General features: G+C 74.3%; 11 protein-coding genes. 8 read left to right on the top strand and 3 right to left on the bottom strand.

Annotation, left to right across the window (positions count from 1 at the left end):
* The first annotated feature begins 64 nt into the window (after positions 1-64).
* Entirely contained in the window at positions 65-2,542 is a 2,478-nt protein-coding gene (locus ABT070_RS06130; RefSeq protein WP_351755347.1) for a carbohydrate-binding protein, read from the top strand.
* Positions 2,543-2,566: 24 nt separating this feature from the next.
* Here ABT070_RS06130 and ABT070_RS06125 read toward each other — a convergent pair whose 3' ends face one another.
* Positions 2,567-3,967: a cytochrome P450 gene (locus ABT070_RS06125; RefSeq protein ID WP_351755345.1), complete on the bottom strand. Its 1,401-nt coding sequence runs from the start codon at positions 3,965-3,967 to the stop codon at positions 2,567-2,569.
* A 428-nt stretch (positions 3,968-4,395) separates the two neighbouring features.
* Between ABT070_RS06125 and ABT070_RS06120 the strand changes: the two genes are divergently transcribed.
* The 6 genes from ABT070_RS06120 to ABT070_RS06095 all read left to right on the top strand — a co-directional run bounded on the left by ABT070_RS06120 (position 4,396) and on the right by ABT070_RS06095 (position 14,954).
* Complete coding sequence (locus ABT070_RS06120; protein ID WP_351755982.1) at positions 4,396-5,898, top strand: acyl-CoA carboxylase subunit beta; 1,503 nt, start codon at positions 4,396-4,398, stop codon at positions 5,896-5,898.
* A gap of 67 nt (positions 5,899-5,965) precedes the next feature.
* On the top strand, positions 5,966-7,744 hold the full coding sequence (locus tag ABT070_RS06115; protein WP_351755342.1) for a fatty acyl-AMP ligase: 1,779 nt from the start codon (positions 5,966-5,968) through the stop codon (positions 7,742-7,744).
* Positions 7,741-11,868 carry an acyltransferase domain-containing protein gene (locus tag ABT070_RS06110; protein ID WP_351755339.1) on the top strand — a complete coding sequence of 1,376 codons (4,128 nt, stop codon included), beginning with the start codon at positions 7,741-7,743 and terminating at the stop codon, positions 11,866-11,868. Before ABT070_RS06115 ends, ABT070_RS06110 begins: the two co-directional genes overlap by 4 nt.
* Positions 11,869-11,877: 9 nt before the next feature.
* Complete coding sequence (locus ABT070_RS06105; protein WP_351755336.1) at positions 11,878-12,822, top strand: alpha/beta hydrolase; 945 nt, start codon at positions 11,878-11,880, stop codon at positions 12,820-12,822.
* A 122-nt stretch (positions 12,823-12,944) separates the two neighbouring features.
* Positions 12,945-14,153: a PucR family transcriptional regulator gene (locus tag ABT070_RS06100; protein WP_351755333.1), complete on the top strand. Its 1,209-nt coding sequence runs from the start codon at positions 12,945-12,947 to the stop codon at positions 14,151-14,153.
* 159 nt (positions 14,154-14,312) lie between these two features.
* Positions 14,313-14,954 (top strand): cutinase family protein, encoded by a 642-nt coding sequence (locus ABT070_RS06095; RefSeq protein ID WP_351755979.1) that lies wholly within the window; start codon positions 14,313-14,315, stop codon positions 14,952-14,954.
* A gap of 202 nt (positions 14,955-15,156) precedes the next feature.
* Here ABT070_RS06095 and ABT070_RS06090 read toward each other — a convergent pair whose 3' ends face one another.
* Positions 15,157-15,597, bottom strand: coding sequence for an OsmC family protein (locus ABT070_RS06090; protein ID WP_351755330.1), 441 nt, complete (start codon positions 15,595-15,597; stop codon positions 15,157-15,159).
* Here ABT070_RS06090 and ABT070_RS06085 point away from each other — a divergent pair.
* Positions 15,596-15,742, top strand: coding sequence for a hypothetical protein (locus tag ABT070_RS06085; RefSeq protein ID WP_351755327.1), 147 nt, complete (start codon positions 15,596-15,598; stop codon positions 15,740-15,742). The genes ABT070_RS06090 and ABT070_RS06085 overlap by 2 nt on opposite strands.
* Here ABT070_RS06085 and ABT070_RS06080 read toward each other — a convergent pair.
* Positions 15,739-17,154 (bottom strand): DEAD/DEAH box helicase, encoded by a 1,416-nt coding sequence (locus ABT070_RS06080; protein ID WP_351755324.1) that lies wholly within the window; start codon positions 17,152-17,154, stop codon positions 15,739-15,741. The two genes, ABT070_RS06085 and ABT070_RS06080, sit on opposite strands and share 4 nt — an antisense overlap.
* Positions 17,155-17,341: the final 187 nt, after the last annotated feature.

Genomic DNA, 17,341 nt, shown 5'->3' with positions numbered 1-17,341 from the left:
GCCGTGACCCGGCCACTCGTCACGCTCCATTGACGGCCTCGGTACGACCGGCCAGAATCCTCGCATGGATGTGACCGGTCACACACCTCCCCCGGCAGCAGCCGCCGCGGCCGCCCCGCAGCGCCTCACCGTCGACCTCGCCGTCTCCGAAGGCCCGGTGCTGCTCGGCGCCAACGGCGCGCTGTACGGGATCGGCGACGACGGGGTGCCCAGCGACGCCGCACTCGCACCGCTGAAGATCACCAGCATCACGCAGAAACCGGAGGGCGGCGCCCAGCACCCCAACGGGGGCGCGCTCTCGGTCGCCGGGTCGTTCTTCCGCAACGGCGGCGGCGAGATCAACGTGATGATGCAGGACGTCTACGCCCGGTGGCCGTACGAGGACCTGGGCATCGACGACTACCTCCCCAAGGTCGACGAGATCGTCGAGAAGGTGTCGGCGGACCCGCACGCCGACCGCTTCGTCCACATCCCGTTCAACGAGCCCGACTGCATCTGGTACGACCTCGGCGTCCCCGACCGGGCGCGGTACGAGGCCAACCGTGACCGGTTCTTCGAGGACTGGAGGACGGTGTACCGGCGTATCCGCGCCATCGACCCCGGGGCGCGGATCGCCGGGCCCAACGAGACGGGCTACCACTCCCGTCTGATGGGCGACTTCCTCGCCTTCGCCCAGCGGGAGAACGTGCTTCCTCAGGTGGTGACCTGGCACGAGTTGAGTCCCGACTCGCTGCGGGACTTCCAGCGTCACCACGACGACTACCGTGCGATCGAACGCCGGTTGGGCATCGCACCGCTGAGGATCAGCATCGACGAGTACGCCAACCGCCGCGATCTGTCCGTGCCGGGACAACTCGTGCAGTGGGTGTCGATGTTCGAGCGGAACAAGGTGTACGCCAACCAGGCCTACTGGGACGCGGCCGGCAACCTGGACGGCAACGTGGTGCGCACGAACACACCCAACGGCGGCTGGTGGTTCTTCCGTTGGTACGCCGGGCTGACCGGCGACACCGTCGCGGTCACCCCGCCGCAGCCGCACACCGTGGACACCCTCCAGGGCCTCGCCTCCCTCGACATCTCGCGCCGTCAGGCCCAGGTGCTGCTCGGCGGCTCGGACGGCGACACGGACGTCGTGGTGCGCGGCGTCCCCGGCGCCGTCTTCGGCCGCACGGTCGTCGCCACCGTCGCCGAGGCCGCCTGGTCGGGATACGAGGGGCAGCACGCGGCTCCGCGGGTCCTCGCCCGTACCGGGCTCGAGGTGGCGGACGACGGTTCGGTGACCGTGCCGCTGCGCGGCGGGCACAGGATGTCCGCCTACCGGATCGTCCTCACCCCGGGCGGCGCCGGCACCCCCTCCACCGCGTCCGTGCCCTGGTCGGCGTCGTACGCGGCCCAGGACGCGGCGGTCACCGCAGGCCGGGTCCGCACCCCGGGGACGGTCGCCGCCGCCGACGGCTACGCCACCTCCGGCACGCAGGACGCCGGTGCCCTCGACACCGTCGCCGACCGGGTCGACTTCACGGTGACGGTCCCGGCGGACGGGACGTACGACCTGGCGGTCCTCTACGGCAACGAGTCCGGCGCCCCCGCCACCCAGAAGCTGCTCGTCGACGGCGCGGACCCGGTCACGGTGACGTACCCCTCGACCCAGAACCGGGCCTACCGAGCCAAGAAGGAGCTCGGTGTCGAGCTGTCGGCCGGCCCCCATGTGCTGACCTTCGCGAGGGACGACGCCGAGGTCTCCCTCGACCGCCTCGACCTCACCGCGCGCACCGGCGCACCCTCGGCGTCCTACGAGGCGACCCTCGCGGACATCGGCGGCAGCCCGTCGTACGACTACTCCTCGTCGGCCGGAGCGGGCACGGGCGCCCTGGTCCTGCGGGCGGGCGACCGGGCCGTCTTCGACGTCTACGCCCCTCGCGACGGCTACTGCACCGTCGTGCCGCGGGCCTCGGCGGCGGTGCGGCTCACGTTGCACGGCGAGCAGGTGACGGCGGCGCCTGACCGGCCCCTGCGGCTCTACCTGGTCGCGGGCAACAACCGCGTCACGCTGACCGCCGGGCACGCGGCCGTGCGGTCCCTCGACGTGTCGGGGGCGGGCTCGACCGCCGACACCCTCTGCTACGCCGCCGCGTCCGCCGCCCTCACCGGCGGGGCGAAACTCATCGGCTCCGCCCATGCCTTCGGCGGCTCCTGCATCGACGACCTCGGCAACAGCCCTTACAGCGCGGCCGAGTTCACGGTGCGCACGCCCGACTCCGGCCGCCATGTGCTGGTCGTCCACTACGCGCACGACGACCGCCGCGACAACGGCCACGCGTACAACACCGACATCCTGTCCCGTACGGCGGATCTCACCGTCGGCGCCGCGGCGCCGCTGAGGATCACCTTCAAGAACACCTGGAGCCGCGAGGACTACTGGACGCTGGGCGTCCCCGTCGACCTGCGCAAGGGCGTCAACAGCGTGACCTTCCGCAACGCGACGGGCCGGGCCCCGCGCATCGGCGGCATCGAACTGGGCCGGGTGTTCCGGCAGCCGTAGTCCGACGCGCGCCGATGCCCCGGGTCAGCGGCCCACGCCGATCAGGCCCGTGAGATAGCGCCACAGCGACGAGCGCTGGCGGACCGCCGGATCGGGCAGTCCGGTCCCGGCCGGTTCCTCGGCCGGGACCGGCGCGGACGGCTGCTCCGGCGTCGTGGCCAGTTCGTACCGCACGGGCAGCGAGCGCAGGCCGCGCATGAAGGGCGAGGAGCGCCACGGCAGTTGGTCGACGGGGAGGGCGAGGTCCAGGTGGGTGAACCGCTCGAACAGCCGGCCCACGCCGACCGCCGCGACCGTCGACGCGAGTTCGCGCGCGGGGCACTGGCGAGGGCCCGCGCCCCAGGCCAGATGCGCCCGGGTGCTGACGGTGGTGCCGGACTCCGCGTGGGCGGCGAAGACGGGGTCGGCGTGCGCCGCCGCGGAGGAGACCCACACCGGATCGCCGGCCCGGATCGTGTACTTCCCGAGCCGGGTGTCCTCGGCCGCGAAACGCGGCACGAAGTTCACCAGCGGCGGCTTGCGCATGACCACCCGGTTCATGCTCTCCCGGACCATCCCGGCGGACAGGCTGGCGCGTACGCCGCCCTCGCCCGAGATGACCTCGACCACCGTGTTGGAGATGAGGATGCCGACATGGTCGGAGGTCATGCCCAGCAGCATGAACAACTCGCGGGCGAGCTGGTCGAGCGAGAGTTCGGGATGCGCGGCCAGCAGGTACGAGGGGAAGTCCTCCCCCGGGTTCTCCAGCTTCCCCGCGGCCAGTTCGGCGAGCGCCGCCAGCAGCCGTTCCAGGGCGGGCTCCGCGTCCGGACCCGCGTCCAGTACCCGCCACATGTCCATCAGCGCGTCGTCGCCCTGCGAACCGGGGAAGCCGAGCAGATGGCTGGCCACCATCAGCGGCAGCGGGCGCGAGAACTGGGCGGACAGGTCCGCCCAGCCCGTGCCGCCGGCCTGCCCCACCAGGCTGATCAGTTCGTCGGCGTAGGCGCCGACGGCCGTCTTCAGCCGCTTGGCCTGCGGGTGGCGCGGGTCCTGGAACGGCTTGAGGGCGGCGTCCCACGCCGTCCGCAGCGGCCGGTAGCCGGGTCCGCCCTGGATCAGCACATGGTTGACCTCGAGGGACGGGCCGAGCGGCCAGTCGGCCGGCACCCGGCCCTCCGAGCGGGCCCGCCAGTTCTCCAGCCCCTTGGGCCACCCGGCGTCGTCCTGGAGCACCTCGAGCGACTCGCGGTAGCCCAGGACCAGCCAGGCGGGCACCCCCAGCAGGTCGACCGGCGCGACCGGACCGTGCTGCTGTCTGAGCCGTTCGTACACGAGCGAGGGGCGCGTCTCGTAGTCCCGGGTCAGCAGCGGTTGCGGAGTCATCGACTCCAGCCGCGCGCCGTCCAGGTCCACGGATCCGCCGTCGCCCACCTGCGATTCCATCGCTCTGCCGCCCTCCGACACTCCCCGTACCGGCGCGTCGTCATTCGGTAGCCGGAACCGGTCGGACCCTATCCCAGGACCCCGCCCGCGGTGAACGACGGGGCTCTGTCCCAACTCGGCCGCATCACGGGTCGGTTGACGCCGTCGGCTTCGGACCGTGCGGGTGTGCGCCGCCGTCGGCCTTGTCACGCCAGGACGAACCCGCGTCCCCGAGGACTCAACTCCCGCAAACAGAACGGTGATCCCTCCGGTTCGCTCCCGTGTCGCTGCCATATTCGAGAACCACTTCGGAGGTGGCTGTGACGCGCGAGGCGACAACATCCCTGGCTACGACGACGGCTGCGGCGACAGCGGCCGCGGCTACCGCGGCAAGGACCGCGACAGCGGCGAGCGCGGCGGAGCCCACCGCCGACCGCACGGCCGACCGCATCGCGGACCTGGCCCGCCGCCGGGCGCGGGCGGTGCTGCCGGGCACACCCAGGAGGCCCGGGGCCCTCGGTGCGCGGGCGCGGATCGAACGGTTGCTGGACGAGGGCTCCTTCACCGAGACCGGAGGGTTCGTCCGGGCCCGGTCCACGGGGGACGGCGCCTCCAGGCCCTACGGGGACGGGGTCGTCACCGGGTACGGCACGGTCGACGGACGGCCGGTCTGTGTGTTCGCCCAGGACTCCACGGTCTTCGGCGGCAGCATGGGCGAGGCCTTCGGCGAGAAGACCGTGGCCCTCATGGACCTCGCGCTGAAGACCGGCTGTCCGGTCGTCGGGCTCAACGACTCCGGCGGCGCCCGGATCCAGGAGGGCGTCGCCTCGCTCGCCCTCTACGCCGAGCTGGTGCGCCGCAACGTGCGGGCGTCCGGGGTCGTCCCGCAGATCTCGGTCGTCCTGGGCCCCTGCGCGGGCGGCGCCGCCTACTCGCCGGCCATCACCGACTTCACCGTGATGGTGGACGGCGTCTCGCACATGTTCGTCACCGGGCCCGACGTCATCGAGGCCGTCACCGGCGAGCGCACCACCGCCGAGGAGCTGGGCGGCGCCCGCGCGAGCAACTCCGTGAACGGCAACGCCCACTTCCTGGCCGTCGACGAGGAGGACGCCCTCGACACCGTGCGCGACCTGCTGTCGTACCTGCCCGCCAACAACCTCGGACGGCCACCGGAGTACGCGCCCGCGCCCGCCCCCGACGGGGCCCGGCTCGACACGCTGGTTCCCGACCGGACCGGACAGGCCTACGACATGGGCGACCTCCTGCACACGGTCGTCGACGACGGCGAACTGCTGCAGGTGCAGGAGCTGTTCGCGCCGAACATCATCTGCGCCCTGGCCCGGGTCGAGGGCGCCACCGTCGGGGTCGTCGCCAACCAGCCGGCGCACGCGGCCGGCGTCCTCGACATCGACGCCTCCGAGAAGGCCGCGCGGTTCGTGCGGTTCTGCGACGCGTTCGGCATCCCGCTGCTCACCTTCGCCGACGTCCCCGGCTACCTCTCCGGTGTCGGCCAGGAACAGGCCGGCATCATCCGGCGCGGCGCCAAGCTGCTGTACGCCTACGCCGAGGCGACGGTCCCGAAGATCACGGTGGTGGTGCGCAAGGCGTACGGGGGCGGCTACGCGGTGATGGGCTCCAAACACCTGGGCGCCGACCTCAACCTCGCCTGGCCCACCGCCCGTATCGCCGTCATGGGCGCGGAGGGCGCCGTCGGCGTGCTGCACCGGCGTGAACTCGCCGCGGCCGAGGATCCCGAGGCGCTGCGCGCCCGTCTCGTCGCCGCGTACGAGGCCGCCCACGGATCGCCCTACCCCGCCGCCGAACGCGGGTACGTCGACGCCGTCATCGCCCCCCGGGACACCCGTGCGCACCTGTGCCGTGCCCTGCGCGCGCTGCGCGGGAAGCGCGCCCCGATGCCGGCGCGCCGGCACGGCAACATCCCGCTCTGAACAGCGAAATCCCGCTCTGATCCGCCCGACCCGCCGGCCGAGACCACGCCGTGAGGAGCCACGCCCGATGGACAGCAGCCCCCCGCTCGCGCCCGCGTACCGGACCCTGCCCGAGTATCTGCGGCACTGGGCCGAAACCTCCCCCGACCGCAGGGCGTTCACGTTCGTCGACCACCCCGCCCCGCACTCGCGGGGCGTTCACCGCACGCTGACCTGGCGGAGTCTCGATCTGCGCGTGCGGGCGCTCGCGGCCCGGCTCGCCGAGGAGGCCGCGCCCGGGGCGCGGGTGGCGCTGCTGTGCCCGCAGGGCACGGAGTACGTCACCGCTTTCCTGGCCGCGCTGACCGCCGGGCTGGTCGCCGTACCGCTGTATCCGCCCGGCCTTCCCGGGCACGGCGACCGGCTCGCCGGGGTGCTGGCCGACGCGCGTCCCGCGGTCGTGGTGACCACGCGCCGGGCCATGGCGGAGGTGGCCGGGCTCGCCGCGCACGGGGGCGTGCCGGCCGTCGCGGTGGACCGGGTCCCCGGCCCCGCCGCGGACCGGGTCCCCGGCCCCGCCGCCCGGGACCGGCCGGTGACCGCGCCGGACCCCGGGGCGACCGCCTATCTCCAGTACACCTCCGGATCCACCCGCGCCCCGGCGGGCGTGCGGATCACGCACGCCAACGTGGTCGCCAACGCGCGCCAGGCGCTGGCCGCCTACGGCGCCGACGCGGACCCGGTGACCTGCGTGGGCTGGCTGCCGCTCTACCACGACATGGGGCTCGTGCTGAGCGTCGCGGCTCCCGTCGTACAGGGTCGCCCGTCGGTGCTCATGGACCCGGCCGCGTTCCTGTACGAGCCGGCCCGCTGGCTGCGGCTGCTCGCCGCGCATCCCCGCGCGCTGAGCGCCGCGCCCAACTTCGCCTACGACTACTGCGTCTCCGCCGTCACCGACGCGCAGAAGGCGGAGCTGCGCCTCGACGGGGTCGCCGCTTTGATCAACGGCAGTGAACCGGTCCGGCCCGGCACCGCCGACCGCTTCCACGCGGCGTTCGCCGCCCAGGGCCTCGCCGCGGACGTCCACTGTCCGTCGTACGGGCTCGCCGAGGCCACCGTCTTCGTCAGCGCCGCCCGGCCCGGCGAGCCGCTGCGCCGGTTCGCCCTCGACCGGGACGCCCTCGCCGCCGGGAAGGCCCTGCCCGCGCGGCCCGACGACGCCGACGCCGTGCAACTGGTCGGCTGCGGCACCCCGGCGGGCCAGCAGGTCCGCATCGTCGATCCGGTCTCCTTCGACTCCCTCAGCGAGGGGGAGGTCGGCGAGATCTGGGTGCGGGGCCCCAACGTGGGGCGCGGCTACTGGAACAGCGAGGCCCGGAGCCGGCGCGTCTTCGGCGCCCGGCCGGCCGGCGCCCCGGGCGGCTGGCTGCGCACCGGCGACCTGGGCACGGAGCTGGACGGACAACTGCTCGTCACCGGCCGGCTGAAGGACCTCATCGTCGTCGACGGCCGCAACCACTACCCGCAGGACGTGGAGGCCACCGTCCAGGACGCGCATCCGGCCGTACGGCGCGACCGGCTCGCCGCCTTCGGCGTTCCGGGCGACGAGGACGGCGGGGGCGACGCGGGTGAGCGCGTGGTCGTCGTGGCCGAGCACACCCGCGCCACCCGACTCGACGGGATCGACCTACCGGCCCTGGCGCGGGCCGTGCGCGCGGCCGTCTCCGCCCGGCACGGCCTGCGGCTCGCCGATGTCGTCCTCGTCGCTCCCGGTGCCGTGCCCCGGACGTCCAGCGGCAAGGTGGCGCGCGCCCTCACCCGGGCCCGGTATCTGGAGGGCGTCTTCGGGGCGGGGGCCACGCGATGAGCACCCTCGACGAGGGCGCCCTGCGCCGCCTGATCGCGGACCGGGTCACCGCCTGGAGCGGCACCGCCGGCGACGAACTGCCGGCGGACCTGCCGCTGGCCGACCTCGGCATGTCCTCGCGGGACGCGGTGGGCCTGGCCGGGGAACTGTCCCGGCTCACGGGCCGCGAACTGCCGGCGACCCTGCTCTGGTCGGCGCCCACGCTGGAAGCGCTGCTGGCCCAGCTGCGCGGACCGGCCGCAGGGCATCTGCCCGCGCCGCACCTCGCCGCGACGAACACGGGCCTTCCCCCGACAGCGCTCGACGAGCCCGTCGCCGTCATCGGGGTCGGATGCCGGCTGCCCGGCGGGGTGCGCGGCCCGGCCGACTACTGGCGGCTGCTGGTCGACGGGACCGACGCGATCGGGCCGGTCCCCGCGGACCGGTGGCGGGACTTCACCGCCTTCCCGCCCGCCGACGCGCCCCCGTACGGCGGCTACCTCGACGACATCGCCGGGTTCGACGCCGACTTCTTCCGCATCACACCGCGCGAGGCCACGGTGATGGATCCGCAGCAGCGGATGCTCCTGGAGGTCGTCCACGAGACGCTCGACCACGCCGCCGTCCCGGCCGTCTCCCTCGCCGGCACGGCCACCGGCGTCTTCGTCGGCGTCTGCGCCCCGGAGTACGGACAGCTCACCGGGGCCCGGGCCGCCGCCGTCGACCCCTGGGCCCCGGCGGGCGCGGCGCTCGGGGTGACCGCGGGCCGGCTGGCGTACGTCCTGGACACCCGCGGGCCGAGCATGGCCGTCGACACCGCCTGCTCGTCCTCCCTCGTCGCCGTGCACCACGCCTGCGTCAGCCTGCGCACCGGCGAGAGCGATCTGGCGATCGCGGCCGGGGTCAACCTGCTGCTGTCGCCCGTCGTCGGTGTCGCGTTCGCGCGGGCGGGCGCCCTCGCGCCGGACGGCCGCTGCAAGCCGTTCTCCACGGCGGCCGACGGCATCGGGCGCGGCGAGGGGTGCGCGGCGGTGCTGCTGAAACGGCTGTCCGACGCCGAGCGCGACGGCGACCGCGTCCTCGCGGTCGTGCGGGCCACCGCCGTCAACTCCGACGGCCGCTCCAACGGTCTCCTCGCGCCCAACCCGGCCGCCCAGCAGGCCCTGTTGAGCACCGCCTACGCGCGGGCCGGGCTGGCCCCGGCGCACATCGACCACGTCGAGGCGCACGGCACCGGCACCCCGCTCGGCGACCCGGTCGAGGCGGGCGCGCTCGGCGCGGTCCTGGGCCCGGGCCGCGACCCCGACCAGCCGCTGCTGCTCGGCTCCGCCAAGGGCAACCTCGGGCACCTGGAGTCCGCCGCGGGCATCGCGGGCCTGGTGAAGACGGTCCTCGCACTGCATCACGACCGCATTCCGCCGTCGCTGCACTGCGCGCACGGCACCGCCCTGGACGACGTCCGGCTGCGGGTGGTGACCGAGCCGGAGCCGTGGCCCCGCTACGGCGGCACGGCCGTCGCCGGGGTGTCGGCCTTCGGGTTCGGCGGCACCAACGCCCATGCCGTACTGGAGGAACGGCGTCCCGGCCCGCTGCCGCCGCCCCCGGCCGAGGAGCCGGCCGCCCTGCTGCACCTGCTGTCCGACGTCGACACCGAGCGGGTGAGGGACACCGCGGCCCGGCTCGCCGGCTGGCTCCGCACGCCCGCGGGAAGCGCCGCCCGTCCGGCCGATGTGGCCCGTACGCTCGCCGGACGCACCGGGCGCGGGCCGGTACGGGCCGCCGTCGTCGCCCATGCCCCGGAGGAACTGGCGGACGGGCTGGGCGCGTTGGCGCGGGGCCGGCCGCATGCGCGGGTGCTGACCGGTGACGGTGATCGCCTGGGGCGCGGCCCCGTGTGGGTGTTCTCCGGGTACGGCAGCCAGTGGCCCGGCATGGGGCGCCGTCTGCTGGCCGAGGAACCCGCCTTCGCGGCCGCCGTGGAGCGGCTCGACGCGCAGCTCGCCGACGTCTGCGGCTTCTCGCTGCACGACCGGCTGGCCTGCGGAGCACCGCTCGACCGGGTGGAGATCGCCCAACCGGTGCTGTTCGGGATGCAGTTGGCGCTGGCCGACTTGTGGCGTGCGTACGGCGTCGAGCCGGTGGCCGTGATCGGTCACTCCCTGGGCGAGGTGGCTGCCGCCGTCTGCGCGGGCGCCCTGGACGTGCCGGACGCGGCCCGGGTCGTCGCCGTGCGGGCCCGGCTGCTGAGCGGGCTGCACGGCGGCGCGATGGCCGTCGTCGATCTGGACGACGGCGAACTGGCCGGCCTGGGGGGCGAGTTCCCGGGCGTCCGGGTCGCCGTCCACTCCTCGCCCCGGCAGAAGGTCGTCACCGGGGACGAGGACTCGGTGACCCGGCTCGTGCGCCGCCTCGGGGAACAGGGCCGCGCAGCCCGGGCCATGCGGGTCGTCGGCGCGGGACACTCGCCCCAGGTGGACCCGCTGCTGCCGGAACTGACCGACGCCCTCCTGGACATCCGGGGCCGGCCCGCGCGCATCCCCGTCTACTCCACCGTCCTCGACGACCCACGCGGCGACTCCCGGTTCGACGCCGCCCACTGGGCCGCCAATCTGCGCCGGCCGGTGCGCCTGGACCGGGCCCTCGCGGCGGCCGCCGCCGACGGCCACACCGCCTTCGTCGAGATCTCGCCGCATCCGGTCCTGGCCCGGCCGGTGACCGACACGGTGCCCGGCGCACTCGCGGTGGGCACCCTGCGCCGCGACGCGGACGGCTGCGCCGGGTTCCTCACGGAGCTGGGCGCCCTGTACGCCGCCGGTCTGCCCCTGCCGCGTCCACGCGGCCGGGTCGTCGACGTGCCCGTACCGCGCTGGCGGCACACCCGGTACTGGTGGACGGACGGCCGGGCCCCGGTCGCGGCGACGGCAGCGCCGACGGGGCGATGGGCCGAGCCCGCCGCACCGGGCGTGGCGGGCGGCGGCACGGGCGTGGAGGCGGGCGGCACGGGCGAGGAGGCCGACGGAACGGGCGAGGAGGCCGGTGGTCCGGGCTCGGTCACCTCGCGGCTGAGCCACCACATCGCCGCCGTCACCGGCCACCCGGCGGCCCGCGTCACACCTGCCACGGCGCTGGCCGACCTCGGGCTGGACTCGTTGATGGCCGTCCGTGTCCGGACCGCCCTGGAACGCGAGTTCCGGGTCGAGCTGCCGCTGCGCGACCTGCTCGGCACCGCCACCGTCGACGAGGTGGCCGAGCGCATCCGGCGGTCCCTCCCCACGACAGCCCCGGCGACGGCGACCACGGGGGACGAGGAGGCGGGACCCTCTGCGCTGCGGGCCCTGCGCCGCACCGGCTCCCGGCCGCCGTTGTTCCTGTTCCACGCCGCCGGCGGCCGCGTCGACGTCTACCGCGCACTCGCCGAACGGCTCGGGGACGACCGTCCGGTGCACGGGCTGGAACGGCTGGAGGACGCCCGTACCGTGCCGGAGAAGGCGCGCCGCTACGCCGAGGCGATCACCGCCGCCCACCCCGACGGGCCCTGTCTGCTGGGTGGTTGGTCCTTCGGCGGCTTTCTCGCCCAGGAGACGGCACGACAACTCGCCGCCGCCGGACGGGCCGTGCCGCTGGTCGTGCTCATCGACTCGGTGCGGCCCCTCCTCCACCCCGGTCGCACCCCGGCCGACCGTGTCCGCGCGCACCTCACGGGCTTCGCCCGGCACGTCCGCGACACCTACGGGGTGCGGCTGCGGCTGCCGTACGACGAGCTCGTGGCGATGGACGACGACCGCGAGCGCATCGACCTCGTGCTGGCGACCCTGCGCGGGGCCGTCGAGATACCGGCGGCCGCGCTGGAGCACCAGAGGGCCTCCTACCTCGACCTGAGGGTCGGCGAGACCCACCGGCCGGGCCCTCACGACGGCCGCGTGGTCCTGTACCGGGCCACCGGACCGGCCCCGCACACCGTGCGCGACCCGGCCTACGAACGGGACGACGAGACCCTCGGCTGGGACGAGGTGTGCCCGCGTCTGACGGTCGTACCGGTCCCCGGACACCACCTCTCGCTGCTCGACCCGCCGCACGTCGACGAGATCGCCGCCCATCTGCGGCAGGTGCTCGCCGCGCCGAGCGGACCCGCTGAACCGGACTGAGGAGCCGCCATGCCGCGACACACCGCCCGACCGTCCCGACGCGCCGTCACCAGGGCCGCGGCGGCCACCGGCCTGGCCGCCCTGCTCGGCGCCACCGGCGCCACCGGACGCGCCCGGGCCACGACCCGGCTGGGGCCGCGGACCTTGGACGTGACCGTGTCCTCCCCCGCGCTGGGCCGCAACGCCCCGGTCCGGCTGATCCTGCCGTCCGGCTTCGACGCCCGGCCCACGCGGACCTACCCCGCCCTGTACCTCCTGCACGGCGCCCACGACGACTACACGTCCTGGACCCGGGAGACGGACATCGAGACCTTCAGCGAAGGCCGCGACCTGATCGTCGTCATGCCGGACGCGGGCCCCACGGGCATCCCCACCGCCTGGCGCGGCGGCCCCGACTACGAGACCTTCCAGCTCCAGGAGGTGCCGGCGCTGCTGGCCCGCGACTACCGGGCGTCCGGCGTGCGGGCCGTCGCCGGGGTCTCCACCGGAGGGTACGGCGCGATGGCGCACGCGGCCCGCCACCCGGGCACGTTCACCGCCGCGGCCTCCTACAGCGGCATCCTCGACACCACCGCCCCCGGCGTGCCCGCGCTCCTGGACGCCATCGTGGCCCGCGAGTACCTGGCCCCGCACTCGCTCTGGGGCAGCCCGCTGCTCAACGCCCTCACCTGGCGCGACTTCAACCCGCGCGCCCGGGCCGCCGGGCTGCGCGGCACTTCCCTGTACGTCTCCGGCGGCAGCGGGGTGGTCGGCGGCACCGGCGACTGGCTGCCCGAGGCGCTGGAGAGCACCCTGTGGCCCTCCGCGCACGGGTTCACCGACCTCCTCGCGCTCCTCGGCATTCCGGTCACCACCCACTACTACGCGGGAGGAGGACACAGCTGGACCTACTGGAAGCGGGAGTTCACCGCCTCGTGGCCGATGCTCGCCGGTGCGCTGGGGGTGCCGGAGTGATGTCGGTCCAGCCGGGGCACGGAACGGAGCGCAGGGGGCGTCCGTCCAACCCAGGACGTCCCCCTCGTCCCACGGGCAACGGTGCGTGGGCGAGCCTCCTCCGGGTGAAAGGAGTGTCCGTCGTGGCTGTCCCCACCCCGCGCGGCGTACCCACCGATCCCGGGACCGTCTCGGTTCCGCCCGATCTGGCCGAGCTACTGCGCGCCCGGCTGGAGGGCGTCGCCGACGAGGTGGAGGAGGAGGTCCGCCGGCAGGTGCCCGAGTACGCCAGGCCGGCCGACGGCACCTACGGCCGCAATCTCCGGGCGGGCGTGGTGCAGGCGCTCACGTTGTTCGTCGACCACATCGCAGATCCGCGCGGCCAGGGAGCCGCCATCGCCGCGACGTACTACGAACTCGGGCGCGGCGAGGCCATCGAGGGCCGCAGTCTGGACGCGTTGCAGTCCGCGTTACGGGTGGGCGGGCTGCACGCCTGGCGGCTGATGGCCGGTACGGCGGAGGAACTCGGGCTGGACTCGACGGTCGTGGCCACGCTCGGCGAACTGGCGTTCCGCACCGTGCACGAGGTCGCGGAGGCGGCGGCCGCGGGCTACGCGGAGGCTCGGTCGCACAGCACGGACGAGCTGGAACGGCGCCGCCGGCGCCTGCTGGATCTGCTGCTGGGCGACGGGCCGGCGTCCCCGGAGGCGGTGCAGGACCTGGCGCACGGCGCACGCTGGCGGGTGCCGTCGCGGGTCGCCGTCGTCACGCTGGCGGCCACCGCGGACCCGTACACGGCGGACGGACCGCCGGCGATGCCCGGGGCGCTCATGGACATGGGGGCACGGCCGCCGCGCGTGCTGGTGCCGGACCCGGAGGGCTCCGGGCGGTTCGGCGGCCGGTCGTTCCTGCTGGGCCTGCAGGGCCGGCCGGCGGCGATCGGCCCGACGGTCCCCGTCGCCGAGGCCTCGCAGTCGCTGCGCTGGGCCACGCGGGCGCTGGGGCTGATGGGCCGCGGGATCCTGCCCCGGCAGGGCGTGGTTCGATGCGCCGACCATCTGTCGACCCTGCTGCTGTACGGCGACGAGCCGCTGCTCGCCCACCTGCGGACGCGGGCCCTCGCGCCCCTCGACGCCGCTTCCGGGGGACAGCGGGCCCGGCTGGCCGAGACGCTGCTGGCCTGGCTGCTCAGCGGCAGCAACGTGCCCGACGTCGCCGCCCGGCTCCACATCCATCCGCAGACGGTCCGCTACCGCCTGCGCCAGCTGGAGAAGCTCTTCGGCGACGCCCTGCACGACCCCGACGCCCGCCTGGACCTGATCCTCGCCCTGCGCTCCGCGAACGGCTCCTGACGGTCACCGGCACCGCCCGGGCCTGTCCCACTCACCACGGAACAAAAGCGAGCGGAATTTCTGAATTCCCGTCCATAACACCCTGCAAGGGAACGCGAATACCTTCGGGACTGTCCTTTTCATCAGGTGCTTCACGCGCCCCACCCGCAAAGGATCCCCATGCTTATCCGCTTGTTCCTCGCCGCGCTCGCACTCGCCGGCGGGACCGGACTCGTCACGCTCTCGGCACCCGCCGCATCGGCCGCCGCCTGCTCGGACATCGACATCGTGGCTGCTCGCGGCACCTTCGAGCCGGGCACGCTCGGCCTGATCGTCGGCGACCCGGTGTTCTCCGCGCTCCAGAGGAAACTGACCGGAAAAAACCTGTCCAGCTATGCGGTGAACTATCCCGCCGACCTTTCCCTGACCTCGGCCGCACAGGGAAACGCGGATCTGGTGAACCACGTCAGGGCACAATCGGCGGCCTGTCCGAATCAGCGCTACATTCTCGTCGGCTATTCACAGGGCGCGAATGTCGTCGACAATTCCATCGGCATCAGCAGTGCGGGTGCGGTGGTCGGCAGCCCCATCGTCGCGACCCTCCCCACGGCGGTCGAGCCGAGGGTCGCCGCGGTCCTGCTGTTCGGCAACCCCATCCGGGCCCTCGGCAAGAGCGTCACCGGCACCTACCAGAGCCGCACCATCGACTTCTGCGCCACCGGTGACCCCGTCTGCGAGAACGGCGGCGACGACGTGCCGGCACATCTCGGCTACACCGCCGACGCCGGCGCGGCGGCCACGTTCGCCGCCGGCAAGGTCTGACCGCACCGGAACGCCGGCCCGCGGCAGGGCCCGGGAGGCGATCCTCCCGGGCCCCTCGGTCGTGCGCGACGACTGCCGGCGTGCGTGACGACTGCCGGGGAGTGCCGGCGAACCCCACGAGAGACGCCGGACACGGGTCCGGGCGACCCGTCGCCCGCGAGCACGGTGAGCGTGGGGCGGGCCGGCGGTGACACCTGAGCGGTCAGGCGTCCGTGACGGTCGCGGTGACGGGAGTGCCGATCTCGACGGTGCGGCTGACGGTGCACAACCGGTTGTGGGAGACCGCGACCGCCCGGGGCAGGATCGCGCGGGCCCGGTCGCCGGAGCCGCCTTCGGGAAAGGTGACGGAGAAGGTGACCGCGAGGCCGGTCATCCGGTTGCCGAAATCGTCGCTGATCTTGTCGCCGGTCACGGTGACGGTGAACTCGGCGGGCTCCGCGTGCCGGCCGGTGGCGACGTCGACGTCGGCGGCGGTGCAGCCGCCGATCGCCGCGAGCAGGAGCTCGACCGGGGTGAAGTCCGTACCGCCGTCGGAATCGGAGCCGGTACCGAAACCGATGGTGCCACCGCGGACGTTCGTCGCGGTGAACCGGCCTGCGCCGGTCCGCTCGATGGTGACGAGGCGCTGGGAGTCTTCGCTCATGCCGACGACACTAGTGCCGCGCACCGGGCACGCCACGCGGGCGGAAGTCCGTCACGGCGCCGCCTCGCCCCGCCCCGCCCCGCCGGGCGGCCCGGGGGACAAGGCCGACCCGAGGGGGCGCTCGGCCCGGCCCGGCGAGGGCTAGGCGCCCCGGCGCACCCGGGCGGCCGCGCGGGCCTCGGCCGCCTGACGGGCTTCGGCGGCCTTGCGGGACTCGCCACCGCGGCCGGGCCGCCCGGGGCGGGTGCCCATACCGCCGAAGGGAGCGCCGCCGCGCTTCTGACGCTCCGCGCCGGCCGGCCCGCCACCGCCGATGGGGACGCCGGAGGGGGCCTGGGCGCCGGTGATGCGGCTCAGCTCGGCCTCGCCGGAGCGGATCGGTGTGATCTGCGCCCTGATGCCCGCGTCGGAGAGCAGCCGGGCCATGTCCCGGCGCTGGCTGTGGGTGACCAGCGTGACGACACTGCCGGACTCGCCGGCCCGTGCCGTGCGGCCGCCGCGGTGCAGGTAGTCCTTGTGGTCGGCGGGCGGGTCGACGTTGACGACCAGGTCGAGGTCGTCGACGTGGATACCGCGGGCCGCGACGTTGGTCGCCACCAGCACCGTGACGCGGCCGTCCTTGAACTGGGCCAGGGTGTGGTTGCGCTGGGGCTGCGACTTGCCGCCGTGCAGCGCCGCGGCCCTGACGCCACTGCCCAGCAGGTGCCGGGTGAACTGGTCGACGGCGTGCTTGGTGTCCAGGAACATGAGCACGCGCCCTTCGCGGGCGGCGATCTCGGTGGCGGTGGCGTACTTGTCGGCGCCGTGCACCTGAAGGACGTGGTGCTCCATGGTGGTGACCGCGCCCGCCGACGGGTCGACCGAGTGGACCACCGGGTCATGGAGGTAGCGGCGGACCAGGAGGTCGATGTTGCTGTCGAGCGTGGCCGAGAAGAGCATGCGCTGGCCGTCGGGGCGCACCTGGTCCAGCAACTCGGTGACCTGCGGCATGAAGCCCATGTCGGCCATCTGGTCGGCCTCGTCGAGGACGGTGATGTCCACCCGGTCCAGGCGGCAGTCCTTGCGCTCGACGAGATCCGTGAGGCGGCCCGGAGTGGCGACGACCACCTCGGCGCCGGCCCGCAGCGCGCCGGCCTGCCTGCCGATCGACATACCGCCGACCACGGTGGCCAGCCGCAGCTTCAGCAGCCCGGCGTAGGGGGTGAGCGCGTCACTGACCTGCTGGGCCAGCTCGCGGGTGGGGACGAGGACCAGGGCCAGCGGCTTCCGCGGCTCGGCACGCCGGCCGGCCGTGCGCACCAGCAGTGCCAGGCCGAAGGCGAGCGTCTTGCCCGATCCGGTGCGCCCGCGGCCCAGGACGTCGCGGCCCGCGAGCGAGTTCGGCAGGGTGGCGGCCTGGATCGGGAACGGCTCGTCCAGGCCGTGCCCGGCGAGCATCTCCAGCAACGCGGCGGGCATGTCCAGTTCGCCGAAGGTCGCGGCGGCGGGGAGTGCGGGGGTGACGGTGACCGGGAGAGCGAACTCGGAACGGTCATTCGTGCGAGCTGAACGGTTCAAGGGAGAACCTTCCTCGACGGGGCACGCATCGAGGAATTCCCGGCAGGAGTGCGAATGAGCCGGATGAATTGCAAGCACGAGCCGAAAATGAGACTGAAAGAATTCCATCAAAATCTTCGGAATCCCTGGAAAGCAGCAAGCTGGGGCCCGCACCACGTGGTGCGGGCCCCAGCTGCCTCATACGCTT

Source organism: Streptomyces sp. NPDC002884 (assembly GCF_040295245.1).
Classification (GTDB): Bacteria; Actinomycetota; Actinomycetes; order Streptomycetales; family Streptomycetaceae; genus Streptomyces.
This window is presented reverse-complemented; position numbering and strand designations above follow the sequence as displayed.

Bases quoted from the DNA above. Each gene is read 5' to 3' on its own strand.
- ABT070_RS06085 (WP_351755327.1), top strand. From the start codon at position 15,596: ATGCCGACGACACTAGTGCCGCGCACCGGGCACGCCACGCGGGCGGAA.
- ABT070_RS06090 (WP_351755330.1), bottom strand. From the start codon at position 15,597: ATGAGCGAAGACTCCCAGCGCCTCGTCACCATCGAGCGGACCGGCGCA.
- ABT070_RS06130 (WP_351755347.1), top strand. From the start codon at position 65: ATGGATGTGACCGGTCACACACCTCCCCCGGCAGCAGCCGCCGCGGCC.
- ABT070_RS06125 (WP_351755345.1), bottom strand. From the start codon at position 3,967: ATGGAATCGCAGGTGGGCGACGGCGGATCCGTGGACCTGGACGGCGCG.
- ABT070_RS06095 (WP_351755979.1), top strand. From the start codon at position 14,313: ATGCTTATCCGCTTGTTCCTCGCCGCGCTCGCACTCGCCGGCGGGACC.
- ABT070_RS06115 (WP_351755342.1), top strand. From the start codon at position 5,966: ATGGACAGCAGCCCCCCGCTCGCGCCCGCGTACCGGACCCTGCCCGAG.
- ABT070_RS06105 (WP_351755336.1), top strand. From the start codon at position 11,878: ATGCCGCGACACACCGCCCGACCGTCCCGACGCGCCGTCACCAGGGCC.
- ABT070_RS06110 (WP_351755339.1), top strand. From the start codon at position 7,741: ATGAGCACCCTCGACGAGGGCGCCCTGCGCCGCCTGATCGCGGACCGG.